The following is a 24,865-nucleotide window of genomic DNA, read 5'->3' on the forward strand; positions in this document are numbered from 1 at the left end:
GGCTGAAAGGCAGAAATTCTTGTGTCCGCGCAAAAAGGCGTGATCAGCTTTCCCGTCACGCTCCGCATGAGCGAACGCGACGAACCGGAATCACACCCCGCCCAGCTCCGCTACAACCCGGCCGACCCGTACGCGATCACCCTGCTGCGCCTCGACACATGGGATGTCAGGTGGTGGGTGTTCAGCCGTGAACTGCTCGACACAGGCCTGGGCACCACCGCCGGCGAAGGAGACGTCCGGATTCGCCCCGCCGACGGCCAGGAGAGCCTGCGGCTGGACCTGGCCTCCCACGGCTCGACCATGACGGCATACGTACTGACGGCCAGCGTGCGCTCATTCCTTCAGCACACCTACAACTCGGTACCCGTCGGCACCGAGTGCGAACGCGACGACGTCGAGCGCGAACTGGCCCTCCTTATCGTTCCCTGATGCGACATGTCGGGAGACGCGGCCCGTCGGACTGTCCACAGACAACTCGGCCAGAGGGATGACACGAGGCTTACCGGCAAAGGTCAGCTTCGTCGCACGTGGTCGTCACTCGGGATATGGAGCTTTAGGCCGACCCTGCAGACGGTATGCAGGAAGCGTGGCCTTTCCGCCGTCTCTCCTAGCTTTAGGCGAAGACGGGTGGCATAGGTGTCAGCACGGCCGGCCATGGCCAAGGAGAAAGCGATGTCTGCCGAGGAGTCCCGGTATCCGACGGGATTGGACGGCTTCATGCTGCCATTCAACGAAGGCGGCGGTATCGCCTGGTAAAGAACCGCCAGAGGCTTGTCAGGCAACGACTCTTCTGAAGAAGGAGACTTTCCCTTAAGCGCGCCAATCCGGACGACCTCTGGTCCAGCCTGCGCACATCGCACGGTTCCGGATCTTCCACGCCTCGAGTGTGACATCGGTTCCTCCGTTGTCGGGATATGCACCGAAACAGTGCCCCGCTGACATCGGAACCGAGCCATGCACCGCGGGAGGTGGCGGGAACGAAAGTGTCGGTGGAGAACGAACACCGTGATCAACATCCCCCGCCGAGCACGGCGGATGTCACCCCTGGCACGTCTCGTCCGAGTTCTGGGGCCGACGTGCGCAGCAGTTGGCGGACCAGACCGTGGTCCTGGTGGCACGCCACCGTGCGCACCGGACCGGAAACCCGCCGGTGCCCACCAAATTCGCGGAACTGCGTGTCACACACGAGGAACCGTTCGCCGTGTTCGTCGACGAGGTCGGCGGCGGTGAAGCCCTTCCTCACTGGCGGTGTGCTCTTTCTTCACGAAGTCTGGGAGAACACGCCCAGTTTGCGCTACGGTACTCGCTGCTGACATTGCGCCAGGCGCGATGCGACGTCCATCCCCGCCGTTGTGGAGCTGCGCACATGCCGTCCTGTCCCGGGCCCGCCCGAATGCTCATCGCCCGGCAGCGCGGTCGCGGCCCCGGCGCGGACCTGATGCGGCTCCCTGCGATCGCCTAGCCGGCTGGTCGGTCCCCGCCCAGCTGACCGTGAGGATTTCATGGAATACACCCTGCTGCTGGCAGGCTTGATCTGCCTGTTGTTGCTCGCCATCGCGCTCGCCGTGCTGCTGCTCCGGCAGCGCAACGTCACCACCACCGTCGGCCAGTACCGAGATGCCGCCGTCGCCGAGTTGAACGCGCGCGAAGCCGAGGAGCGCCACCTGCGCGAGGTGCGGCTCCCTGCGATCGTGGAGTCCCTGGCGAATCCGTCGGTGACCGTGCCGGGCCCGCTGCGCGGCAACGGCCACGGTGATCCGCACCGCGCGGTGCTCGAAACGATCACCGAACTGCTTGGCCAGACCCGCCGCGATTCCGCCGATTCCGCCGCCGCGACCCTGCGCGCGATGATGCGCACGGTGCAGAACCTCGCCGGTGAGCAGCAGGTGCTGATTTCCGCGATGGAGGACCGGCACGACGATCCGTCCGTGCTCCACGGGTTGCTCGGCCTCGATCACGCGAACTCGCAGCTGAGCCGCCGCGCACAGGCGACCGCGGTGCTCTGCGGTTCGTGGCCCGGTCTGCAGCGCTCGGCCGCCACGCTGACCGACGTGGCCCGTGGCGCCACCGGCCGCATCCGCGACTACGCACGCGTCCAGATCCCCGTGCCGTCGGACACCGCCGTGGTCAGCCAGGCGGTGGAGCCGGTGGTGCTTGCGGTGGCCGAACTGCTGGACAACGGCGCCCGCCACTCCCAGCCCGGCTCCCCGGTGCAGGTCACCTTCCAGCAGGCGCACAACGGCCTCGCCATCATCATCGACGACGCCGGTGTCGGCATGACGGTGGAGGCGGTGCAGCGCGCGTCCTGGCTGCTCGGCGGCCACGGCGGCCAGGACATCGCCGCGCTCGGAGTGCCGCCGCGCATCGGGTTCGCGGTAATCGGCGCGCTCGCCAACCGGTACGGGTTCCGCGTCTCGGTGGACACCCGGTCGCCCTACGGCGGGGTGCGCGCGGTGCTGTTCCTGCCGACGGAACTGCTCACCAGGATCACCACGCCGAGCCCGTCCCCGGCCGTGCTCACCCCGGCTCCACGAACCGAAACCCCCGAAATGCCCGCGACGCCCGAACCAGCCCGGCCTGCCGAGCCTGTCGTGGCCGCTTCCTCTGTGAAGACCACGGATCTGGGCACCACCGCCCACGGCCTGCCCCGGCGCCGCCGCCGCACGGTGGCCGTCACCCAGGCCCCGGAGCTCGCCGCACCGGCCGCTCCGGCGCCCGACTCGAACCCGGTCGCCACCGCCGCGGCCTGGCAACGCGGAACCCGTCGCGGCCGCGTCACTTCCACCGACCTCGAAAGGGATGCCCAGTGAGCACGAACACCGACGCGACCACCAACCGGCTCGGCTGGATGCTCGACCAGGCCCTGCAGATGCCGGAGATGCTCTACGCCGTGCTGCTCTCCGCCGACGGCCTGCTGATGGCCCATTCCGAGGGCATCGGCCGTGACGACGCCGAGCGCACCGCCGCCGCGGTGTCCGGTCTGCAGTCGCTCGCCCGCGCCACCGGCGAGTTCTGCCGCCAGCCCGCCGAGCAGTGGCGGCAGACGCTGATCGAGTTCGACGGCGGGTTCGTCTTCCTCACCGCCGCCGGCCAGGGCGCCTACGTCGCGGTGTCCACCACCGGCAGGGTCGACGTCGAAGGCGTCGCCTCCCGCATGCAGGAACTGGTGCAGCGGCTCGGCCAGGAACTGACCGCGCCGCCGCGCTTCCCCGCCGCCGGAGGCTCCCGGGCATGACCCCGAACCGGCGCGAGCAGGCTTTGGTGCGGCCGCACGTGGTCACCGAGGGCCGCGCCCACCCGACCCGCAACACGCTGGACGTGGCCACCGTCGTCTCCGCCACCTGGGCGCCGATGGCCGGGCTGAGCCCGGAGAAGCGGCGGGTGATGGAGCTCTGCCGGGGCGGCGCGCTGGCCGTGGCCGAGGTGGCCGCACACCTGAGCCTGCCGACCAGCGTGACCAAAGTGCTGTTGTCCGACCTGCTCGATTCCGGTCACATCGAAGCCCGCGCCGCCGTGCGCCAGGCCGATATCCCCGACCACCAACTCCTGCAGAAAGTACTCGATGGCCTCCGTGCTCTCACCTGACGGCTACGTCTCTGCCACCGTCCGGACCTCGGTGAAGATCCTTGTGGTGGGGCCGTTCGCGGTCGGCAAGACCACCTACGTCGGCACGCTGTCCGAAATCCGCCCGCTGCGCACCGAGGAAACGATGACGCAGGCCGGTGCGCTGGTGGACGACCTGTCCGGGGTGCGCGGCAAGAACACCACCACGGTCGCGATGGACTTCGGCAGGCTGACCATCGGCGACGACGTGGTGCTCTACCTGTTCGGCGCGCCTGGCCAGCAGCGGTTCACGCAGATGTGGAAGGACCTCGCCTACGGGGCACTGGGCGCGCTGGTGCTGGTGGACCCCACCCGACTCGAAGAGTCCTTCGACGTAATGGGCCTGCTGGAGGAACTGGGCCTGCCGTACGCGGTGGCCATCAACCAGTTCGACGGCGCCCCGAGATTTCCCGAAGCCGAGCTTCGCGAAGCACTGGACCTGCTTCCCGAAACCCGCCTGGTCAGCTGCGACGCCCGCGATCGCGGGTCGTCCGCGCAGGCGCTGATCAGCCTTGTCGACTACCTCTTCGACCCCATCCGCCAGGAGCATTCGTGAGTACTCCCGCCGCCGGACCACCACCCGGCTGCCCCGCGCACGCCGAGCGCGCCCGCCTCTACGACGAAGAATTCGCCCGCGATCCCGCCGGTGTCTACGCGAAGATGCGGGCCGCGCACGGACCCGTCGCGCCGGTCGAACTCGCGCCTGGCGTGAACGCCACCCTGGTCCTCGGTTACGAAGCCGCGCTGGAAGTGCTGCGCGCGCCGTCGACCTTTCCCCGCGATCCCCGGCGCTGGCAGCAAAACCAGCCCGAGGACAACCCGGTCATGCCGATGATGGGCTACCGCCCCAACTGCCTGTTCACCGACGGCGCGGTGCACGCGCGCCTGCGCAGCGCGGTCACCGGCAGCCTGGCGCGGCTCAACCCGCACGCGCTGCGCGGTTACGTCGAGCAGACCGCGCGCGAGCTGATCGCCCGGTTTTCCGCCGAGGGCAAGGGAGATCTGCTCACCGACTACGCGACCACGTTGTCGCTGCAGGTGTTCAACCACCTCTTCGGCTGCCCGCCTGCGCTCGGAGACCGGCTGGTGGCCGGCATGCGCGGCATCTTCGACATGGTCGAACCCGAGCGCGCCAACGCCGAGCTGACCTCGAGCATGCTCGAACTGCTCGCGCTCAAGCGGGCGCAGCCGGGCCAGGACGTGCCGTCGTGGATGATGGCGCACCCGGCGCGGCTGACCGACGAGGAGATGCTGCACCAGCTGGTGCTGCTGATGGGCGCGGGCACCGAGCCGCAGCAGAACCTGATCGCCAACGGGGTGCGGCTGCTGCTGGTCGACGACCGCTTCGCCGGTGACTTGGCCGGCGGCAGCCTGCACGTGGAGGACGCGCTCGAAGAGATCCTCTGGGGGGACCCGCCGATGGCCAACTACTCCGCCGGTTACCCGTGGCCAGGGGTCGACTTCATGGGCACCCACCTGCCCGCCGCCGAACCGGTGGTGATCAGCTTCGCCGCCGCCAACACCGATCCCGCGCTGCGTGCCGAGCAGCGGGTGGGCAACCGGGCGCACATCGCCTGGGGTGCCGGCGTGCATTCCTGCCCCGCGCAGGGCCCGGCGAGGCTGATCGCCACCACCGCCATCGAAACCCTGCTCGACGCGCTGCCCGATCTGCGCCTCGCCGTGCCGGAGGACCAGCTGCGGTGGCGGCCAGGCCCGTTCCACCGCGCGCTCGCCGCGCTGCCCGTGCTGTTCACCCCTGTCGTTCCCACACCAGTTCCGTCCACCGAACCGACTGGAGAGCACCGTTGGAATCCGCCGCACCCCGCCCCCTCGTCCTCGACCCCACCGGCGCCGACATCCACGCCGAGAACGCCGAACTCCGCGCCCGCGGCACCGCGACGTTGGTGGAGCTCCCTGGCCAGGTGGTGGCGTGGTCAGTAACCGATCCGGAGCTGCTGAAGCGCCTGCTCAGTGACCAGCGGGTGTCGAAGGACCCGCGGCAGCACTGGACCGCCTGGCGGGAGGGCACGGTACCCGCGGACTGGCCGCTGATGATCTGGGTGGCCGTGCAGAACATGTTCACCGCCTACGGTGGCGAGCACCGGCGGTTGCGGTCATTGGTGTCCAAGGCGTTCACCTTCCGTCGCACCGAGGAGCTGCGGCCGTGGATCGAGGAGATCACCGGCGGCCTGCTCGACCGGATCGAGGGCACCGACGGGGTCGTAGATCTGCGCGAGCACTTCGCCTACCCGCTGCCGATCGAGGTGATCTGCCAGCTGTTCGGCGTGCCCGACGAGCACCGCGCCGATCTGCGCAAGGCGGTCGACGGGGTGTTCAACACCACCGCCACCCCGGAAGAGGCGGCGGCCAACGGCGAGCAGATGTACCGGATCCTCGGCGAACTGGTGGCGCTGCGGCGCGCCGAGCCGGGCGACGACCTGACCAGCGGCCTGATCGCGGCACGCGACGAGGACGGTTCCTCGTTGCAGGAAGCCGAACTCGTCGACACGCTGATCCTGATGATCTCGGCAGGGCACGAGACCACGGTCAATCTGCTCGACCACGCGATCACGGCGTTGCTGACCCATCCGGAGCAGCTGCGCCAGGTGCTCGACGGCGAGTACGGCTGGGGCGACGTCATCGACGAAACGTTGCGCTGGCAGGCGCCCGTCGCGCACCTCCCGCTGCGGTACGCGGTCGAAGACATCGTTGTCGACGACGAGGTGACGATCAAGCGGGGCGAGGCGATCCTGGCTTCGTACGCGGCCGCGGGCCGCGCGCCGGAGGTCGGCGAAAACCCGGAGCAGTTCGACCTTTCGCGGACGAACAAGAGCCACCTCTCGTTCGGGCACGGGGTGCACTTCTGCCTCGGCGCCCCGCTGGCCAGGGTGGAGGCGGAGATCGCGCTGCCGGCGTTGTTCGCGCGCTTCCCGAAGCTGGCGCTGGCGGTCGAACCGGCGGAGCTGGAGCCCACGGCGTCCTTCATCTCCAACGGGCACCGGGTCCTCCCGGTCACCCTGGGCTGAATTCGGGTAGCTTCGCGGTCTGGACCCGGCGGAAACGCCGCCGGCCGGGAGCATTCCGGCAGGCACCCTCCTGATGGTGGCGGTAAGGGGTGGTCGAACTCGCGCGCGCCAAACGGCGCAAACGGGCGGGCACCCCGCTCACCGCGACCTACGTCAACGAGGTTCCCGTGACGTTCTACGGCACCAAACGCCGGCCGTGGCCGGGCGCTCCGGCAGGATCGCCGAGATCCATCTCGTTCACATCGGTGACCAGTCACCGCGGCCGGGCAGAGGACAGCGACAGCTGGGTGACCGATCTGTCCAGATGATCCTTTTCACGGGTAGTGTCGCTGAGACGGATCGGAACGGCGCTCCAGTGGCGCCTGGAGGAGGACCACTTGGGTGACTGCGGGCGGATTGATTACGACGTCCTTGTGATCGGAGCCGGATTCGCCGGGCTGCACATGCTCTCCGAACTGAAGAAGGCAGGATTCCGTTGCCATGCTTACGAAACTGGCAGTGGCGTCGGCGGGACCTGGTACTGGAACAGGTATCCTGGCGCGCGGTGTGACATCGAGAGCGTCGACTACTGCTTCCTCCACGACCGGACGCTGCACCGCGACTGGGTCTGGAGCGAGCGGTTCGCCACCCAGCCGGAGATCTTGCGCTACGCCGAGCACTTCGCGGACCGCGCTGGGATCCTGCCGCTGATCACGTTCGACACCAGGATCGTGGCCGCGGACTTCAACGCGTCGTCAGGCGTCTGGTTGGTACGCACAGAACACGGTGACACGGTGCGGACCCGGTTCCTGGTCACCGCCGTCGGCTGTATGTCCGCGGCACAGACACCGGAAATGCCAGGGTTGTCGAGGTTTCGTGGCGAAAGTTTCCACACCGGCCGCTGGCCACGCGAACCGGTCGATCTCACGGGCAAACGCGTCGGGGTCATCGGCACCGGCTCGTCCGGGATCCAGGTGATCCCGGAGATCGCCGAGAAAGCCGCCGAGGTCGTGGTCTTCCAGCGGACACCGAACTTCAGCGTGCGCGCGGGAAACCGCCCGCTGACCGAAGCCGAGCGGGCCGCCGAACCCGCGAAGTACGACGAACGGGTGGCCCTCGCGAGCACGACCCGGTTCGGGCACGTGGTACCGGGCACCGGACAGCCGATCCTGGACACCGACCCTGCCACCCGGCTGGCCGTGTTGGAAGACCGCTGGGCATTCGGCGGGACGTCCATCGTGGCCGCCTTCACCGACACCGGACGCGACCTCCGAGCGAACACGCTGCTGGCCGATTTCGTCCGGGGCAAGATCCGCGCGACGGTGACCGATCCCGAGACCGCGGAACGCCTGGTGCCGAAGGACTACCCGATCGGCACGAAGCGGCTCTGCGTCAGCGACGGCTATTTCGCCACGTTCAACCACGATCACGTGCGGCTGGTGGACCTCCGCACGGAGCCGATCGAGGAGATCACCGCAGACGGTCTCCGCACCACCAGTGCTTCTTTTCCCCTCGACGTGCTGGTCTTCGCCACTGGGTACGACGCGTTCACCGGCGCGCTGACCCGGATGAACATCACCGGACGTGACGGTGTCTCGCTGACCGGCCAATGGGCGAACGGGCCGAAGAGCTACCTCGGGCTGGCGATCGCCGGATTCCCGAACCTGTTCACCATCACCGGTCCAGGAAGTACGACGGTGTTGTCGAACGTACTCCGGGCGATCGAACACCATGTCGAATGGATCAGGGATCTGCTGCTGACCCTGCGCTCGACAGACCGGCTGTTCGCGGAGGCCGAGCCGACGGCCCAGGTCGATTGGGTCGACCAGGTGGCCGCAGCCGCGAGCCGAACGCTTTACCACCACACCGACTCCTACTACCTCGGCGCCAACATCCCCGGCAAGGCTCGGGTGTTCATGCCGTACGCCGGTGGACTCGACGTGTACCGCCGCATCTGCGATTCGGTGGCCGCGGACGGATACCGAGGATTCACTCTGTCCGCGAAAGCGAGCCCGGTCCGGTGACGCGATGAGCCATCAGAAAGCCGCTCCCCCCGTGCGCGCCGGGCACCCGTTGCTGTCGTCCCTCGGGCTCGGCGTCGTGCTGTTGGCCACGCTCCTGCCGATGATGGACTCGTTCATCGTCAACGTCGCCCTGCCGACGATCGCCGGGAATCTGGGCGCGGGCAACGCCGATCTCGAACTGGTCGTCGCGGGTTACGGCATCGCGTTCACCTTGCTGCTGGTGCTCGGCGGGCGGCTCGGCGACGCGTTCGGGCGGCGTCGGGTGCTGGTGTTCGGGTTGCTGGGATTCGTGCTGACCTCGCTTCTGTGCGCGCTCGCTCCGTCCGCGGGGTGGCTCGTCGCGGCCCGGATCGCGCAGGGCGCCACGGCGGCGCTGATCCCGCCCCAGGTGCTCGGCACCATCCAGGCCACTGTCACGCCTGCACGCCGTGCCCGTGCGATGAGTCTCTACGCCGCGGTCAGCGGACTGGCCGCGATCCTGGGCCTGCTCTTGGGCGGTGTCCTTCTGCAGGCGAATCTGTGGGGCACGTCCTGGCGTCTGCTGTTCCTGATCAACCTGCCGATCGGCCTGGCCGCCGTGGTCATGGCGTTGATCCTGGTACCCGAATCCAGGTCCGATCACCCGGTCGGCGTCGATCTGCGGGGCACGGCGCTGCTCGGCGCGACGGTGCTGCTGGTACTCGTGCCGGTCAACCGCGGCCCGTTGCTCGGCTGGCCGTGGTGGGCGATCGTGCCGCTGTTGCTCGCGCCGGTGGCTGCCATCGTTTTGTGGCGCACGGAGAACCGGGTGTCCCAGTCCGGCAGGGTGCCCCTCCTGCCGCCCGCTGTGCTCACCGAGCCGCGGGTCCGTGGCGGGCTGCTGATGCTCGGACCGTTCCTCGCGGCGTGGGGCGGTTTCCTGTTCGCCCTGCCCTTGACGTTGCAGCACGGGTTCGGCCTCACCCCGTTGTCCGCCGGGCTGGCCGTGGTCCCGATGTCACTGGCGTTCCTGATCGGTTCGTTCATCGTTCCGCCGCTGCGCGCCAGGTTCGCCGCCAGGGTCGTCCCCGGCGGCGCGCTGCTACAGGGACTAGGCGTGGCATGGCTTCTCGCGGCGCTGCCGCTGGGGTGGCTGGGCCGGCCAGGTGACGTCGTGTGGACCGTGCTACCGGGGCTGGTGCTGATCGGGTTCGGGCAGGCACTGGTGGTGGGCGCCGCGAACATCTCGGTGCTCGGCGCGGTGCCGACCGCCTACGCTGGTGTCGGGGGCGGAGTGCTGGTGACCACGCAACAGGGGTCGATGGCAGTCGGTGTGGCCGTGCTCGGCACCGTGTTCTCAGTGGCGCTGGGTCACGGCCACGCGACGGCCTTCGGCTTCGTCCTCGTAGCGCAACTGCTCACCTGCATCGCGGTCGCGTATGTCTTCCGCGGCAAGGCGGTCAGCTGACGACGGCCGCGTCGAGTCCGGCGATCTGCTCGAGAGACATGCCCAGCTCTTCGACCAGGAACCGCACCATCGTCCAGTGTGGCAAAGCGCCTTCGTCGAAGGGGCCGAATTCGCTGATGTACAAAGGAATCCAACGCAGAGCTTCGGCAGCCGCCTGTTCGCGTGGCGGTTCCTCCTGGTACTCGCCGTAGCTGATGCTGCGGTGCTCGATGAAGAACCGGCCGGGGAGCCGCTCGCACAATTCCCGGTATTCGCTGGTCTGCAGGATCAGGTAGTGCCAGATCTCGTCGATCTCCTGCTCGACCGGAAGAAACAGGCCGGCGAGTTCCTCGTGGTGCGCGGAGACCAGATAGAGGTAGCGGAGGCATTCGAGGGTTTGGCGTGCCACGTACTCGGCCGGTTCACCGGTCTTCTCGGTGAAGTACTCGACCACCTCGGTGTACAGCGGCTCGCCGAGCAGAGAACGCAGATCGGCCTCGGAGACAAGGGACACGATACTCCTAAGTGTTTCGGGAATCCGGGTGCAGCCAGGCGTACTTTCCCGATTTTCCGATCGGGATATGTTCGCGCCATACCGGTGTCACGGACATCTCCAGGTTGTCCGACAAGGCAGCGACGAGGGTGGCGGAAGCCGCCGGAGCGATCGGTGCGCCGTCGAACGTCGTGTATTCCAGCTGCGCGTCGGAGCCCTCACCGACGCACAGCCGATAAAGAAAGATCGCGGGTGCGCATTCGCCTATCCAGCGATCGAGATCACCGTGGCAGACGAGGGTGCTGCCGACCCGGACGAGTTCTTTCTCCCTGCCACAGAAACGCGATATCCGGGTGGGATCGGGACTGCCGTCGATAGTTCGCGCACAGTCGCCGGACCGGTAGCGAATGAGGGGCATGTACGGATTGCGGACACTGGAGACGATCAAGCTGAACAGGCTGCTGCCCTCTTCAACCGGGATCAGCTCGACCTTCATCTGGTCAAGGTACGGACGATAGGTGTCCTGGCCGTCGCTGTAATACAGATAGCCCAGTTCCGTGCTGCCGAACAGATCGACGATCGGGCAAGCGAACCGCTCGCGCAGGAAACGGGACACGTTGTCCGGGGTGTACTCGTAGGCGTGGATGATGCTGTCCGGCTCGGGGAACCGGTCGTCCAGTCCCCATTCACGCGCCTTGAGCACCAGGTGGGCGAGGTGATAACTCGAACAGTCCAGGTGATAACGCCCGTCGGCGTGGGCTGCCCGTGTCTGCTCGATCTCGTCGAGCATGCGCTCCACTTCGCCGCGGCGCCACAATGCCGGATCCAGCGTCTGGTTGACGTAGACGGTGCGGTCGTCGAGTCGCCGATCAGCCAGACTCGGGTGTTCGGCGGCTTTCTCACCACGGGCCTTGGCGTTGACCCTCGCCACGTGCTCGGTCGCGAGCACCGTGGTGATCGACACCCGCGGACAGCCGAGTTCCCAGGTGCGCGCGAGCTCGGGATGCTCGCTCCAAAGCCGGTAGTAGGACTTGAGCAGGAAGTACGGCGGCCGGATCAACTGCATGCGCGCATGGTTCGTGCCGGTGGAAAGCACGAACTCGGCCTCCCCCGAATCGAGGGCCGCCCTGAGCTTCGGCGTCATCCAGTTGTCCGGGAACCCGTCCGCGATAGTGGCTTTCTCCAGCACCGGGAACTCGCCGGTGCGTACGGAATCACGGTAAAGCGGGATATCGCGGACCTGGTCGAGCATCTCGGCCGTGCCGGTCGTGAACTGGCTTGTCATGGTCACCCGTCGTGTGATGCCGCACCGGTGGCCGGCGACCGCATCGCGGTCACCGGCCACCGGCCCGGAGTCCGTCAGGAGCTGCGGTTCTGCGATCGCGAAATACAGCCCTGCTTGGCGCGCGAAATGCATCCGTCCTTGTTCGCGGCGGGTGCCGAGTTCGCGGCGACCCACTTGGTCCACACACTGTCCTGGGCGATTTTCTTGACCAGCTCGTTCATAGCTTGCCTCCGGAGTGCTCGGGGAACACGATGTGGATTGATCATCGCCCAACCAAAGTAAAGGAATATCAAAGACGCTGTCAAACAAACTTGGCAATGACGACAAGGCAGAAGCCCGGTGAAATCCGCGTGAAATACTACAGAGAGTTGTCTTCAAAAGTCTTCTAAAAGTTCACTGCTCCCTGACCGCCTTCCGTCACTCACTGCGCGAGGCAGCTGATTCACTCGAATGCCCGTTGCTTCTTTGTCTCCGGCATGAAAAGCAACGGACGGAGACCGCGCTCGGCTTCCCTCCAGCGGCTGGAGTTCCGTAACACGACTCGCCCCGTTACTCCCGTACGATCTCGCTGGGCGACGCCGGGCCCGCGGGGCGGTCACAGCACGAACGCCCGCACTCGGCCGGCCGGCAAGTTGTCCCTCTCAACCCACAGCCTGGGTCGATGGCCTCGGCGTCGCTCAGCCGCCGCGGTACGAGTCGTACGGGAGGTATTCACCGCATTCGTCCACATTAGACACCGGTGAGCCGGTCGATTTCGACGTCGAGACCGGTCTCCTCGTGTATTTCACGGAGGAGCTTTCTCGAGTCGTCACAGTCGGATTTCGCCGAGCCTGGCCATCCCGGCCGCGAGCACCGCCAGTAGCGCGGCGAACAGCACGAAGGTTGCCGTCAGCCCCCATGCCTGCGCCGTCAGCCCGCCGAGCAGGGAACCGCCGAACTGCCCGGCGAAGGCGAAGATGAAGTACACCGCGAGCAACCGACCTCGCGTCTCGTCCGAGGCCGAGGTGTTGACGGTCGAGTTCGTGATGCTGATCGCGCCAAGCCAGCCGGCACCACTCAACGCCGCGCCCATGAGGGCGAGCACAGGGTGAGAGGAGAAGGCCAGCACGGTCATTCCTGCTGCACCGGTCAGACAGCAGAGCGCGACGAACCGGTTGTAGCCCAGTTTGGCCGCGAGCCCGGCGACGAAGACCCCAGCCACGATGGCGCCCGCACCGAACGCGCTGAGGAGCCCGCCGAAGCCCAGCGCACCGCCCTGCAAGGAATCCCTCGCCACCACAGGAAGCAGTGACATAGACGGCATCGCGAACAGGGAGAACAGGAAGGCGACACCGTATAGCTTGCGGACGACCGGATCGCGAAGCGGCCGGGCCCGTTCGGTCCGGATTCGTTTCTTCTCCGACGGCGGCAGCAACCGCCACACGAGCACCGCCATCAGAGCGAAACTCGCGGCGTCGAGGAAGAACGCCGTCGGCGCGCCGACGACGACCAGTAGCCAGGCTCCGATGGTCGGCCCCAGCGTCCGGGCGGCGTTGTAGCCAGTACTCACCAGCGCCACCGAGCCGTGGACATCCTCGTCGGGCACCTGCCGGGGGACGGTCGACTGCCATACCGGGTTGTCCAACGCCACGAACGCGCCCATGAGCGCGGTGAGTACGAAGAGCGCAGGGATCCGCAATTGACCGAGTGCTGCCAGCAGGCCCATGACCAGCGACACCACCATCAGGGCGAGGTTGATGCCGATGAGCAATTTCCGGCGGTCCCGGGTGTCCGCCAGTTTTCCGGCGGCGACGGACAACAGGACGATGGGCAGCGCCTGGAGGGCGTCCACGACCGTGACCAGGAACGGGGACGGGGACGGGGACGGCGAGAGCGTGGCCACCGTCCACCGGGCGGCCACGTTGTGGATCCATGTACCGAAGAACGAGGCAACGCCCGCCACCCACAGCCAGCGGAACCGGCTGTGGCGCAGCGGACGGAGTCCCACCGGCAGCGCTCGGCGTGGACGTCGGACGTGAGGTGGCGTGGGCACGGGCTACCGCGACGGTACGCCGCCGACGCGGGTCCGATCGCGCCGTTCGACCGGACTTCGAAGGCCATCGGCGAGTTCGGCCCCGCGGAGAACCCGAGAAGGTCAGCAGCCTTGTCTTTGCCGCCGTTACGTTTCGTGACCAGATTCGCCGGGACGGCGGCCTCCCGGTACTCAGGTTCGATGGGACGACCGGTCAAGTCGCTGAGCGTCGACACGACCTCCCGGAGGGTCGTGCCCACGCCGACGCGGTCGAAGCCGCGAATGTCGGGCCGATCGGCCAAGACGGTCAGCCCGGAGTAGACAACCATCCCTGCTACCTTCGCTTCCAACAGTCGATCGACGCCGTGGCTACCGCTGGATCCGGCGCCGCCGCTGGCCAGGAGCCTTTTCCCCGTCAGGTTCATGGTTCTCGCCCCCAGGCCTTCCCACAGTTGACCATGCCCTGATACCCGTTTTCGAGTGGCCGAACACGCCCATCGAAAATTCCGGCGATCTTTCTCCAGCGCCCGCGACGATGACTCCGGCGGCGTGTCTGCGGGGCAGTTCCGCCGCCGTTGCTGGGCAAAGAGCATGCGTCAGGACGGAGCCAGTGGGCACAATGGCGGAGTGAACGCTAAGCCATCCACGGCGCATGGCCGGTTCACCGATCCTGCGGTGGGGCTGTCAGGTTGATCCGTACTTCCGGCAACCACTGTGGTTGCAAGCGAGCTGACCATGCTGGCCCGGCTTCCGGCCTGGCTGAAGTCCGCTCAGCACCGCAGCGAGATCCTGCGGGTCATCGGCCGATTGCGAGCATCGCTCTCACAATGACGTCGAGGGATCGCATCCTGAAGCAGGTGTCTCGTCGCGGGGCCACGACTTCACCCTGGCCTTGTCCTCACACAGTCCTCGCCACGAGGTGTGCCGTAGACGGCCTCGCGAAAGACGGCGGGGTTCCACCTCGTCGGGTGTCGACCGCCGGCGCATGCCGATGCTCAGGTTCGTCGAGCCCGTTCGCCGAGACGCTGATCCGTGCCTTGATCGTCACGGGGGTTCCTGACGACGCCGACGTCGATTCCACCACTCGACAGCGATCCCGCCGGTGAACGGACCCAACCCGACGATCCCGTGAAACCAGATGTCCGTGCGACCGAACAGGTAGTTGATCCCGACCGCGCTCAGGTAGCACAGTGCGGCGAGCCCTACGAAATACGCCACTATCCACCCGCGACGGCGACGTGAGCTCACGTGTACTCGTTCCCCATCAGACGAAGCCACGCCCTCCAGCATGCCTCTTACCGCCGACCGGCGCAGGATGCCAGGCGACAGCGACGGAGTCATCATTCTCGTGATCGGCCTGAACGTCGACATTCGTAGCCGCCGTGCTCGGCTTCTAGCCGACGGTGTCGAGGAACCGGTTGTGGCGTAGGCGGAGTGCGCGTTCGATGCTGGCCAGCGCGGCGCCGATGCCGAGCAAAGAGTTGAGCCACGCCGGCAGGGAGACGGGCGAAACAAAGGTCCCGAAGCGCGCCGCGACGGGCGGCAGTTTGAAGGCGACCTCGGCGAGTTGCGGGATGAGCAAGAGCACCGAGATCACGAGCAAGATGACCGAGGTGACACTGATCGCACGGCTTAGTGCGGGATGCTTGCGCGCGAGTTGAGCCCGGCGTCCTTCGGCCGAGGTGTGCTCCGGAGTCAGCGGATACTCCTCCCCTGCCGCTGTGGTGTAGTGGCAGCGCTTCAGCCCGAACGGAGATTCCGCGACCTCGATCGTGCCGCCGGGGACGGGGAAGGCTGCGGGGAGCTTGGATTCGGCGTGATGACGGCCGTCGAGGTAGAGGTCGGCGGAGCCCTTGCCGTCGTTCGCCCAGAACCGCCGGCGATGAGGTACGTCGACGACGTACACCCCGCGCCCGCCGTCATGCTCGAGTGCCAGCGAGTACAGCGATCGCGAGAATGGCTGCCACCAGCGGAATGGCTTCAGTTCCCGCCCAGTACCGGGCTTCACCCGCTTCGCCGCGCGACGTCGGCCCCACTCGTACATGACAGTGCCTCCTCAGGCCGCCGACATCGTCGGCGGAGATCGATTCGGTGAAAACGAAACGTCAGGACGGGGACAGCGCCGCCCGGCATGGTGCGAGTCGTCACCAGGCGAAGGGGTGCTCGACGATCAGGATGCGAGCACCAGCGGCACGAGGAAGTAGATCTCGACGACCTCATACACGGCCCCGATGACGAAGAGCCCGAGTGCCGGGAGCCAGAGCCAGCCAAGTCGGGTTAGCCCGCGCACGTATCCCTGCCGACGGGTGGATGCGTCGACTGTCGCGGGCCGGAGCCATGACCTGCCGAGCAGGTACGCGCCGAACATCACGAGCGCGTAGGCCTGGAACTCGATGAGCAGCGTGAGGGAATGCGGGATGAGGGTCAGACGCGAGATCGAGTCGACGGGGGCAAGCGTGATGCCCAGGTCGATCGTCTTGACCGCGAACACCGCGAGCCCGGCGAAAGGCGCCACGAGTGACGGGAGGGTGATGAGCAGCAGCGCCGTCGGGAATACGTTGACGAGGAAAATGACCGTGCCGAACAGCCAGCCGTTGCCGACGACGGCGTTGACGAGCTCCCCCTGACCGCCTCCCGTAAACGAGGCGACCCGCGCGGCGCGCAGGGCCGGAAAGAGCGATCCCAGTGCCATGCCGAGGAGCAGCATCCCGTAGACGAACACGTTGACGAGGAGATACGCCCGAAGGTCAGCGCGGACGATCTGGAACGGTCTGCGGAGGCGGTGCATGGATTCACGTCCATTCGCTAGTCGGGCAACCACATGCCGACCGCTTCGCCACAGCTTCTAATACACTGTGCTAGTGCGGTCGGTGGCGACTGTAGCACAGTGTGCTAGTACGGTGTGTTAGAGGAGGTGGCGGTGGAGCGGAAAGCGGGTACCGGCAGCCGGGACAAGGTCCTTCAGGCGGCCATGGCGATGTTCGGCGAGAATCCGGGTGCGCGGCTCAGCGTGCGGGCGGTCGCGGCGCGGGCCGGGGTGAGCACCGGCTCGCTCAGGTATCACTTCCCGACGCAGCGCGCACTGCAGGACGCCGTGCTCACCGGCATCTACGACGTGATCACCACCGACGACAGGATCCACGACCGATCGGCGCCGGCACGGGACCGGCTGATCGATTGCCTGCGGCAAGTGCTCGCCCTTGCCGGCGTGGGCGAACAGGCACGAGCAGGCTGGGCCGAGATCTTCAAGACGTACATCGAGCCTGAACCGACCGACGAGAAACGCGCAGCATATCTGGCTATCGACCGGGAAGCGCAACGCCGTGTCGAGCACTGGCTGACCGTCCTGAGCAACGAAGGCGCGCTAGCCGAGGGCGACAACCGGCGACGCGCCAGATTCCTCGTGACCGTCCTCAACGGACTTGCCATCGCGAGAGCCTTGCCCTCCGACGAATCGATCCTGGCCAACGAAACCGAGACGCTGCACGCAGCCGTCGACCACGTCCTCAACTCTCGATCCTGACCGCCGAGGCTCGCCCTCGGCCCGGCAGTGGCGCGTCCGTCCCGATTCCTCTATGGACGGATCCGCGGCCGACCTAGAAGCGACCGGCCCGGCGGCCGAGACCGGGGGCGTGCTCGGCCACAACGTGGAATCGCAGCACGCGAGGAACACGGCCCGCGACGCCGGTGGGCCGTGCTTCAGTCCGCCCGGCGGTCGTCGCGCGCCTTCTTGGTGAGCGACCTGCTGACGAAGATCAGCCCGCTGGACAGGACCACGATGTCGTCGAAGTACACCGGGTCGGGCAACAAGTCGAACGGGAAGACCGTGTAAGCCAGGGAAACCCAGTAGGCGACCTTGGTCGGCACCGGCGTGCCCGGTCGATGGACCTCACGGTGCTTCCGCACCAGCTTGACCACAAGGAACAGCGCGACCACGACGAGGACAGCGACCACCACTACGGCCACGACGCCCAGTGTCGTCCATAGAGATTCCATGTGATCCTCTCTCAGTATCGCGAGAAGAAAGACAAACGTGTCGTGGTTGCGGGCGGGCTGTTCGCCAAGGTGAGGGGCAGGGCGACGGCGTAACGCGCGTGCTCAGAGACGGAACTCGCGTGCCCGAACCCCGCACTCGGGTGATACGCCTCCAAGCACGGGTGTTACGCCTTCAAGCACGGGTGTTACGCCTTCAAGCACGCGAGTACGGCGCCACGTCACCCAACCCATCATCCCGCCCGAACACGCCACGTTTGCCTTACCCCTCTATAAGTCGAGCAAACCGGGCAGGCGATCTCCAGCCCAGCGTGCCACAGGCGCCCACACGAGTGGCACCGACCTCGGCACACTGACCGCCACTGGTCAACTGGTCGGCAGCGGCCCAGCCCTTGCTTCAGGCCTCATCGACAGTTTACCCAGCGAAGATCGCCGATATCTGGCGGAGGCACGTTTTTCCTTGTCAGGGAACAAATTACTCAGATACGTAAGGTTTCCGAAAGGATCGGAACCTACCCCCCGAAGGCTCCGTCGGATCGCCGATTCAGATCCGCACGAGAGGTGAATCCGATGACCTATCCACGCCTGCCCGACCAGCAGAACACTCCGTCTTCGGCCGTCAAACCCGGTGTGGCCATCGGGATCCTGGTCGGGGTGATCGCGTTGATCGCCTTCTGCGTCACCGGTTTCGCCGCTCCGGGGTTCCTGCTCCGCGAGAGCGCTGGGATCGCGTTGCCCACCCCGTCCTCCAGCTCGGCGTCGACCTCCACTCCGACGAGCAGCCCGAGCAGGACCACAGCCAGCCGCACGACCCGACCGAGGGTCACCGTGACCGTACGCCCGGCTCCGAAGCCACCCGCTGAGGGTGTTCAGGTGGTCATGGACTTCCTCGCGAAGATCGCAGGAAGCGACAGGGCGGGGGCGATCGCGGCGGCCTGCGAGGCGCAGAAGCGGTTCATGGACGACAAGATCGACTCACTTCTCCCACTGGGTTCCCGCGTCGAGATCACCAGGGCGGGCGGAACCGCCAAGTTCGTCCTGGCCGACGTCACCGGAGTCGTCAAAGGACGGCCCGCCAGGGGCACCGTGATCGCGGATCGCACGGCGGACGGTGGCTTCTGCGTCACGACGTTCAGCATCCGCGAGGCGCGATAGACCTTCCACAACCTACGCCGTCACCAAGGATTTTCGGCGTACTCGCGAAGCGCGGTAGAGATCTGCCGTCGGGTGCCGGGGTCCACGGGTGGCTCGAAGCGGACGACCGGCAGGCCGTACTGCCAGGCGGGCGTCATCGTCTCGCCGGGAAGGTCGCGAAGCCTGTCGAAGGGGATCCAGGCCCAGTCGTCCTGCTGGGGGTCCAGGTTTTCGAACCCGACGTACTCGACGAACGGAAGGTACTGGGTCGGGCCGACCAGGGTCGTGGAGCTGTAGCTGAACGGGAGCGAGGTCTTCGCGTTCTCGCCCCGTTGCGCCGCCGCGACGTCCGCTTCGACACCGTGCAGGTGCTCACGGAGGTAGTCGATGAAATCGGCGTACGCGACGACCCGCTGGATCACCTCGGCTTCACGCACCGTCGGGTATGCCGGTGAATCCTCCGGCGGCCGCCACGGGCTGAGTGCGCCGTCGACGATCGCGTAGGGCGCGGGAGACAGCCGCCGGCTTCCCGAATACCGGAAGCGGTCGATCGCGCTGCTCACCATGACTTCGAGATACTCGCCGTCCGCACCGATGATCATGATGTCGTCGTCGCAGGCGGGCAGGACGACGAGTTCGCCCGGCACCCGATTCCGCCACGGCTCCAGCATGGCCGGGGCCACGAGCGGAATGGTGCGGCGGGAACTCCGCACGGACCGCACGGCGAAGCTCTTCGCCGGGCCGCCGTCACCGATCCTCACCTCGGCCCCGCCGGTTCCACCGAGCAGTCCGGCGGTGGTGGCCCGCGCCCGCTCGATCGCGGTCTCCCGGTCCGCACCCAGTTTCTCCAGCAGTTCCGGCGTGACGACACGGTTCTCACCGGTCGGTTCCTCGAAGACCAGCCACGGCTGGAAAAGATCCAGTTCCGGCCGGAACTGCCACGCCGCCGCGGTGTCGCCCCGGAGCACCGCGGCCCTGATGAGGTCACCGTGCGGGTCGAGCGGGCCGGGGTCGCCGCTGTGAGGATCACGGAAGGCGGGAGCCCGCAGGGTCAGATACAGGTCGTCGATCGACGGTTCGGCCGGATTCGGCGGCGACGTACTCGTGGTGTCAGCCGGAGTCGGTCGCTTTCGGGTACGGCGCATCCGGTCCAGAAATCCCATTCGGCCACGTTAGCAACTCGGCGGCTCAGGGAAGAGCGCGGCCGACAACCCACACGACTTACCTTTCACCAGAACCCCAGTCGAGAAGCGGTTGACGATGTCGGTGTGCGAGAGGGTGCGGAGGTTCCGCAGTGCGGAGTCGGATACCGCGTCCGGCGGCGTTCTCTTTGGCGAGGTGGAGCTGCCATCGGCCGCGAAGTCGTTCTGGGGGCACGACATGCGGCAGCACCTCGGTAAAGGCGAGCAAGCAGGCATCCCGCACCGGCAGCGCACGCAGGCGGCCGAGTTCTTCGGAGGACAGCCCGCCCGCACCGACGATCTCGACCGGCCCGGCGGGGATCGCGCTGCCATCGCCGAGTACGCGGGTGACGCCCTGCAGGCCTGCCAGGCACAGATCCACTGGGACTCGGGTGATGGCTTCGGTGAGCGGCGACAGCTCCGAGGCGACCGACAGGGCCTCGAGCAGTCCTCGTCGCATCACGGGGAGGTACTCGGCTTGGAAGTACCCACCGACGCAGGGGATACCGCGGGCGAACGCGAGAGTCAGGAAACAGCTGAACAGGGACGGCAAAAGGGAGCCGGTCCGCAAACCGTCGAGAACCGCGGCGGGGGTGAAGTCGTAGCTCGCGCCGCCGCCGACCAATCTGGGAACCGGCCGGTCGAGGCCGGTCATGGTCAGGGGAACGCGTCGGCCCTGCCTGTCCAACGCCCAGAAGAACACAGTTCCGAGGGGTGGGTCGCCGAATTTCCAGCAGCCCTTTCGACCGTCCAAAGCGGACAGCAGCCGACGACGAGTAGCCGGTTCGAAGAGGATGATTGTGGCCAGACTCGACGGATTGAGCAGATCCTCTTCGAGCAATGCGGAGCAGACGTCTTCGATTTGGATGCTGACCAAGGGCGGCAGGTCGCCATGCGCGGAAAGGCGCCGCCACAGGGCGGCGGTGACCTGGGCGGCCTGTTCGGCGTAGCTGGGCAAGCCGAGGACGGTTTCATCGCCGTAATGTTCGGAGAGGACTTCGGTGGCCGAGCGAGCCGTGAACGGAGTCAGCTTGTCCTCGCGAGCCGCGTTCCGCAGTCGGGCCAACGCCCGGGTGAGCATGGTCCGATCCCATGGCCCCGCGGCCCGCACCGTACTGCGCTTCACCCGGTTCGGCAGCACGGGAAACCGCAGCGGTATCCGTTCCAGCGCGCCGTCTCCCGGATCGTCGTAGAGCCGGAGTCCCATCGGATAGGTCAGGTTGTTCATACTGATGGAGCCGAAACCCAGCACCACCAATGCGTGCCGCCGCCAATCCGGCCGGGCCGACGCCAACAGCAAGGTGCCCTGCACGGAATCGGCGAAGGTGTCCACGCCGAAATGGTTGGCGGTGGGCACGGCGGCGGCGGTGAGAAGTTCCCGTCGTGCCGCGTCGGCGATGTGCGGACCGTACAAGCATGTCGCCTCTCGATGCACCACCCGGACGAAATCTTCGCGCGGTTGCCAACCTCGGGTCGGCTGGTTGTGCAGGTGTTCCACCAGTGCGCCGAGCGAATGGCTGCCGAATTCGGTGAGGAACCTGCGCATCGGTCGCGAGTATTCCGTGGCAAGTGCGGCCAATTCCGTCCCGGCGGTCACCGCGGCCTCCTGCTCATGCCGGCCAGGGATACAGCAAGATCTTTCCGCATTCACGAGCGATCTGTGCCTCGAACGCGTCGGTGATCCGGTCGAGCGGGAGACGGTGGGTGATGTAGTGATCGAGTTCGCCGGGAACGGCGCGGATCACGTTCAGCAGGCGCTGGGCGTCGCGTAAATTGATATCGAGGCTGCCTTGCAACCGAACTCCTTTCTGCACCAGATGATCGTCGATGTGGACGGGAAGAAGGGCCCCTTCGGCGATGAAGGTGATGGTGCCGAGCCGGGCTACGCAGTCGAGGGCGATACGCTGATACGGTTGCTGTCCCGAACACTCGAGCACGGCGTTCGCACCTTGTCCGCCGGTGAGGTCCAGGATTGCCTCCCGGGCATCCGTGCTGGAGGGGTCCACCACGGCGTCACACCCGAGTTTTTCCGCCAGAGCCGCCCTGTAGGGACTTCGCGACACACCGACAACTCGCGCGCCCCTGACCTTGGCGTTGAGCACACCGCCCAAACCGACGGCGCCCAAACCGGTGATCACCACCGAATCACCGGGGTGCAGCAAGGTTCGTTGCAGCGCCCCGTAAGTGGGTCCGAGTCCACAGCAGATCATGGAGGCGTGCTCGTAGCTCAAGTCGTCGGGAATGGGCACCAGCAGGTGCTCGGGCTTGATCGCGTACTGCGCGAACCCACACTCCCCTGACTCACTGCCGCACACTTGGCGCGGGTCGTCCGGAGCGCTGCAGTGCGCGTAGTACCCGTCTTGGCAGGGAACGCAGTTTCCGCAGGGATAGCCGCACAGGGCCACCACCCGGTCACCGGTTTTCAACCGCGATCCCGGCTGGGTGGCGACCACTTCGCCCGCCATCTCGTGCCCCAAGGAATCGGGCCGGTTGCGCTCCAGGTAGATCCCGTCGCGATAGGCCAGGTATTCGTTGCACATCGGGGCGACTTGAACCCGAAGCAGTGCGTAGTCCCGGTCGATGGCAGGCATGGGTTTGTCGGCGAGCGCGCACCGGCGGGGTCCGTCGATCCGGATGGTCCGCATCGCTGTCTCCTCGTCAGGTCAGATAGGTTTCCGGCCCGCCGGCCCGGCGCATGTCCGCGGTGACGCAGTGGAAGGATCCCCCGAAGCTGTACACATGCCGGAAGTCCACCGGAAGGCAGTCGAACCCGGCGCTGGTGAGCACGTCGATGAGTGGCTTTTCCTGCCGCTCGACCACGACTGTCCGTTCGTCCAGTGAGAGTACGTTCATACTCACCCAAGGACTGCAGAAGTACATCGGCCAATCCGCCGGTAGCGTCGGCTCCGGCGCCTCGATGATCTTCCAGTCCTTGAACAGATCACTGTGGAGGTACCGCTCCGGGTTGACCAGCAGCACGCCGGGCGCGAGCGCTGCCAGAGTGGCGTCGATATGCATGGCGTGCGGGTCGTTCACCGTGATGCGGTGCACCTGAAACTCGTCTCCCAGCGCCCAATCGAGCCATCGGATGCCGAATGCGTTCGTCACGTGGGATTGCTGGGCGACGATGTCGTGGCCGAAACGGAGGAAGTCGGCCGCGTCGAACACCGGCTCGAACTCGGTGATCGCGTAGCCGGCCGACTCGCGGTCGTGCTCGGCGCGGAACAATTCGTCGGTCAACAGTGGCTGCGGCGCCTGCAGCCAGCCCGCCCCCGCCTGGAAGTAGGCTTTGATCAGCTCCCGGTAGGCGTGTACCTCGTGGTAGCGGCAGCGCCAGGACATCGGCGCCTCGACAATGGTCGTGCCGGCGACCAGCAGCAGATCTCGCGGCATAGCGGCATAAAGCCCGCCGTTGGTGCGCCAATGCGGGGTGGAAAATTCCGCCGAGTGGTCGACGACCCCCGGCCTCCGGACTTCGATCCCCTCACGCGCCAGCATATCGGCGAAGTCGTCAAGCTCGCGGCAAGCGATTTCGAGGTGTTCGCCGGGGAAGGGCTGGCCGCCTCGATGCCGCAGCAGTCCCGTCACACCGGGGGGCATGACCGCGGCCATGGACGGTTGCCAGGTGGGGAACACGCCGCCGTCGAGTCTGCCGACCACCACCTCCTCGAGCGGATCCCACTCGGTATAGGAACTGATGACCGCGCGGCCGGGCTCGGTCAGGCTCATGCTCGTCTCCCCCTTTGATCGAGCCGGGTTTCTCAGTCGTCGGCCAATGGACACTTCGGATGAAGGTCTTCGTTGCTGTCGGTGAGAAAGTACTGACGCCATTCGTCGTCGGAAAGTTCGTCGTGATCGCCCATGCTGGGATGCCTGCCCACTTCGTCCCAAGCGGCCAGTCGCGCCCGGATCCGTTGCCGGGCGATGTCTCCGGCCGCCGTACCCACCTCGATGCCGGAGAACACGCTGCGCAATTGGAACACCAGCACAAGGCAGTCGCACAGATTGCGGGAAAGCCGCCGTTCGTTCAAAGGCGTCAGCGCGAACACGAAGATCGACTGCCCGGCGAAGCAGAACTGCCAGCCCGGCTCGCCCGGATCCCGTGGGACGTCTGACGGCCACGACTCGCCATCGTGATCCAATAGATAGGCCAGGATGGACCAGAAACGCCGGTCGTAGTCGAACTGGGTGCGTTCGGACTCACGCGGCCGCACGAACACGGCCAACGGTTGCCGCCGGTCCGGATGGCTCAGCGCGGCGTGGACAAAGCGCCGCATGTCGTCCGGCAGGTGCGTCGGCTCGGCCTCATTGACCCAAGTGGCGTAAAGATCTCCGCGCAACAGCGCGGTCCGGCCGAAATTGCACGGATAGTCACCGCGGGAAAGCAACGTGCCGAACTTGCCCGACTGTTCACGTACCCACTGCGGGCCGTTTATCTTTTTACCGGGTTCGAGCGTGACCAACCTGCTGTCCATGTGCATGCCATCCCCTAGTGGACGATCATGGGGACCGCAGCGAACACCGAGTCGACCGCTTCCGTTGCAGGACCCCGATTCGGACGGTAACACAGCTTCCGCGCGATTCGCCACCGGCAAAAAGTATGGGCGTTGCCGGTGACCATATTTCTTGATCGAATTCATGCGGCGGCATCAATTGTCCATTGAGGAGTTTCCCGGCCGGCACACGATTGCCCCGGTTGCCGGGTTCTTGACAGAAGGGTAGCGTGCGCCA

General features: G+C 66.7%; 24 protein-coding genes and 1 pseudogene. 12 read left to right on the plus strand and 13 right to left on the minus strand.

The window, feature by feature from the left end; translation table 11 throughout:
* Positions 1–66 precede the first annotated feature (66 nt).
* A complete protein-coding gene (locus ACZ54P_RS32030; protein WP_465465328.1) occupies positions 67–429 on the plus strand; it encodes an SsgA family sporulation/cell division regulator in 363 nt (120 codons plus the stop codon).
* Between the two features lie 586 nt (positions 430–1,015).
* Here ACZ54P_RS32030 and ACZ54P_RS32035 read toward each other — a convergent pair.
* Positions 1,016–1,243, minus strand: a pseudogene (locus ACZ54P_RS32035) (ribonuclease E activity regulator RraA); the annotation flags it as partial.
* A 259-nt stretch (positions 1,244–1,502) separates the two neighbouring features.
* Between ACZ54P_RS32035 and ACZ54P_RS32040 the strand changes: the two are divergent.
* The 9 genes from ACZ54P_RS32040 (at position 1,503) to ACZ54P_RS32080 (ending at position 10,058) form a co-directional block, all read left to right on the plus strand.
* The gene (locus ACZ54P_RS32040; protein WP_465465329.1) at positions 1,503–2,810 is read left to right on the plus strand and encodes an ATP-binding protein; all 1,308 of its coding nucleotides are present in this window, start codon (positions 1,503–1,505) and stop codon (positions 2,808–2,810) included.
* Positions 2,807–3,235 carry a roadblock/LC7 domain-containing protein gene (locus tag ACZ54P_RS32045; protein ID WP_465465330.1) on the plus strand — a complete coding sequence of 143 codons (429 nt, stop codon included), beginning with the start codon at positions 2,807–2,809 and terminating at the stop codon, positions 3,233–3,235. Before ACZ54P_RS32040 ends, ACZ54P_RS32045 begins: the two co-directional genes overlap by 4 nt.
* Positions 3,232–3,585, plus strand: coding sequence for a DUF742 domain-containing protein (locus ACZ54P_RS32050; RefSeq protein ID WP_465465331.1), 354 nt, complete (start codon positions 3,232–3,234; stop codon positions 3,583–3,585). Before ACZ54P_RS32045 ends, ACZ54P_RS32050 begins: the two co-directional genes overlap by 4 nt.
* Positions 3,563–4,159, plus strand: a complete 597-nt coding sequence (locus ACZ54P_RS32055; protein WP_465465332.1) for a GTP-binding protein — start codon at positions 3,563–3,565, stop codon at positions 4,157–4,159. The genes ACZ54P_RS32050 and ACZ54P_RS32055 overlap by 23 nt, the downstream gene beginning before the upstream one ends.
* The gene (locus ACZ54P_RS32060) at positions 4,156–5,544 is read left to right on the plus strand and encodes a cytochrome P450 (protein WP_465465333.1); all 1,389 of its coding nucleotides are present in this window, start codon (positions 4,156–4,158) and stop codon (positions 5,542–5,544) included. The genes ACZ54P_RS32055 and ACZ54P_RS32060 overlap by 4 nt, the downstream gene beginning before the upstream one ends.
* Positions 5,526–6,629, plus strand: a complete 1,104-nt coding sequence (locus ACZ54P_RS32065; protein ID WP_465465425.1) for a cytochrome P450 family protein — start codon at positions 5,526–5,528, stop codon at positions 6,627–6,629. Before ACZ54P_RS32060 ends, ACZ54P_RS32065 begins: the two co-directional genes overlap by 19 nt.
* A gap of 89 nt (positions 6,630–6,718) precedes the next feature.
* Positions 6,719–6,937, plus strand: coding sequence for a hypothetical protein (locus tag ACZ54P_RS32070; RefSeq protein ID WP_465465334.1), 219 nt, complete (start codon positions 6,719–6,721; stop codon positions 6,935–6,937).
* A gap of 105 nt (positions 6,938–7,042) precedes the next feature.
* Positions 7,043–8,632, plus strand: a complete 1,590-nt coding sequence (locus ACZ54P_RS32075; RefSeq protein WP_465465335.1) for a flavin-containing monooxygenase — start codon at positions 7,043–7,045, stop codon at positions 8,630–8,632.
* A gap of 4 nt (positions 8,633–8,636) precedes the next feature.
* Entirely contained in the window at positions 8,637–10,058 is a 1,422-nt protein-coding gene (locus tag ACZ54P_RS32080) for an MFS transporter (RefSeq protein WP_465465336.1), read from the plus strand.
* Here ACZ54P_RS32080 and ACZ54P_RS32085 read toward each other — a convergent pair.
* The 6 genes from ACZ54P_RS32085 to ACZ54P_RS32110 form a co-directional block, all read right to left on the minus strand.
* Positions 10,051–10,551, minus strand: a complete 501-nt coding sequence (locus tag ACZ54P_RS32085; RefSeq protein ID WP_465465337.1) for a glycine-rich domain-containing protein — start codon at positions 10,549–10,551, stop codon at positions 10,051–10,053. The genes ACZ54P_RS32080 and ACZ54P_RS32085 overlap by 8 nt on opposite strands.
* A 7-nt stretch (positions 10,552–10,558) precedes the next feature.
* Entirely contained in the window at positions 10,559–11,989 is a 1,431-nt protein-coding gene (locus ACZ54P_RS32090) for a hypothetical protein (RefSeq protein WP_465465338.1), read from the minus strand.
* Between the two features lie 634 nt (positions 11,990–12,623).
* Positions 12,624–13,802 (minus strand): MFS transporter, encoded by a 1,179-nt coding sequence (locus ACZ54P_RS32095; protein ID WP_465465339.1) that lies wholly within the window; start codon positions 13,800–13,802, stop codon positions 12,624–12,626.
* Between the two features lie 1,068 nt (positions 13,803–14,870).
* Positions 14,871–15,044 carry a hypothetical protein gene (locus ACZ54P_RS32100; RefSeq protein ID WP_465465340.1) on the minus strand — a complete coding sequence of 58 codons (174 nt, stop codon included), beginning with the start codon at positions 15,042–15,044 and terminating at the stop codon, positions 14,871–14,873.
* A gap of 175 nt (positions 15,045–15,219) precedes the next feature.
* Positions 15,220–15,870, minus strand: a complete 651-nt coding sequence (locus ACZ54P_RS32105) for a hypothetical protein (protein ID WP_465465341.1) — start codon at positions 15,868–15,870, stop codon at positions 15,220–15,222.
* A 126-nt stretch (positions 15,871–15,996) separates the two neighbouring features.
* A complete protein-coding gene (locus ACZ54P_RS32110) occupies positions 15,997–16,548 on the minus strand; it encodes a stage II sporulation protein M (protein ID WP_465465342.1) in 552 nt (183 codons plus the stop codon).
* A 198-nt stretch (positions 16,549–16,746) separates the two neighbouring features.
* Between ACZ54P_RS32110 and ACZ54P_RS32115 the strand changes: the two genes are divergently transcribed.
* Positions 16,747–17,349 carry a TetR/AcrR family transcriptional regulator gene (locus ACZ54P_RS32115; RefSeq protein ID WP_465465343.1) on the plus strand — a complete coding sequence of 201 codons (603 nt, stop codon included), beginning with the start codon at positions 16,747–16,749 and terminating at the stop codon, positions 17,347–17,349.
* A gap of 176 nt (positions 17,350–17,525) precedes the next feature.
* On the opposite strand, the gene ACZ54P_RS32120 is transcribed toward ACZ54P_RS32115, so the two are convergent.
* Complete coding sequence (locus ACZ54P_RS32120; protein ID WP_465465344.1) at positions 17,526–17,822, minus strand: YkvA family protein; 297 nt, start codon at positions 17,820–17,822, stop codon at positions 17,526–17,528.
* Positions 17,823–18,389: 567 nt separating this feature from the next.
* Between ACZ54P_RS32120 and ACZ54P_RS32125 the strand changes: the two genes are divergently transcribed.
* A complete protein-coding gene (locus ACZ54P_RS32125) occupies positions 18,390–18,974 on the plus strand; it encodes a hypothetical protein (RefSeq protein WP_465465345.1) in 585 nt (194 codons plus the stop codon).
* A gap of 20 nt (positions 18,975–18,994) precedes the next feature.
* Here the strand turns inward: ACZ54P_RS32125 and ACZ54P_RS32130 are convergent, their stop codons facing one another.
* The 5 genes from ACZ54P_RS32130 to ACZ54P_RS32150 form a co-directional block, all read right to left on the minus strand.
* A complete protein-coding gene (locus ACZ54P_RS32130; RefSeq protein ID WP_465465346.1) occupies positions 18,995–20,116 on the minus strand; it encodes a hypothetical protein in 1,122 nt (373 codons plus the stop codon).
* Between the two features lie 58 nt (positions 20,117–20,174).
* Positions 20,175–21,680: a hypothetical protein gene (locus tag ACZ54P_RS32135; protein WP_465465347.1), complete on the minus strand. Its 1,506-nt coding sequence runs from the start codon at positions 21,678–21,680 to the stop codon at positions 20,175–20,177.
* Between the two features lie 64 nt (positions 21,681–21,744).
* Positions 21,745–22,779 carry a zinc-dependent alcohol dehydrogenase gene (locus ACZ54P_RS32140; protein WP_465465348.1) on the minus strand — a complete coding sequence of 345 codons (1,035 nt, stop codon included), beginning with the start codon at positions 22,777–22,779 and terminating at the stop codon, positions 21,745–21,747.
* 13 nt (positions 22,780–22,792) lie between these two features.
* On the minus strand, positions 22,793–23,863 hold the full coding sequence (locus ACZ54P_RS32145; protein WP_465465349.1) for an amidinotransferase: 1,071 nt from the start codon (positions 23,861–23,863) through the stop codon (positions 22,793–22,795).
* A 32-nt stretch (positions 23,864–23,895) separates the two neighbouring features.
* Complete coding sequence (locus tag ACZ54P_RS32150; protein WP_465465350.1) at positions 23,896–24,615, minus strand: YqcI/YcgG family protein; 720 nt, start codon at positions 24,613–24,615, stop codon at positions 23,896–23,898.
* Between the last annotated feature and the right edge of the window lie 250 nt (positions 24,616–24,865).

The organism is Amycolatopsis sp. NPDC034160, from assembly GCF_055575355.1.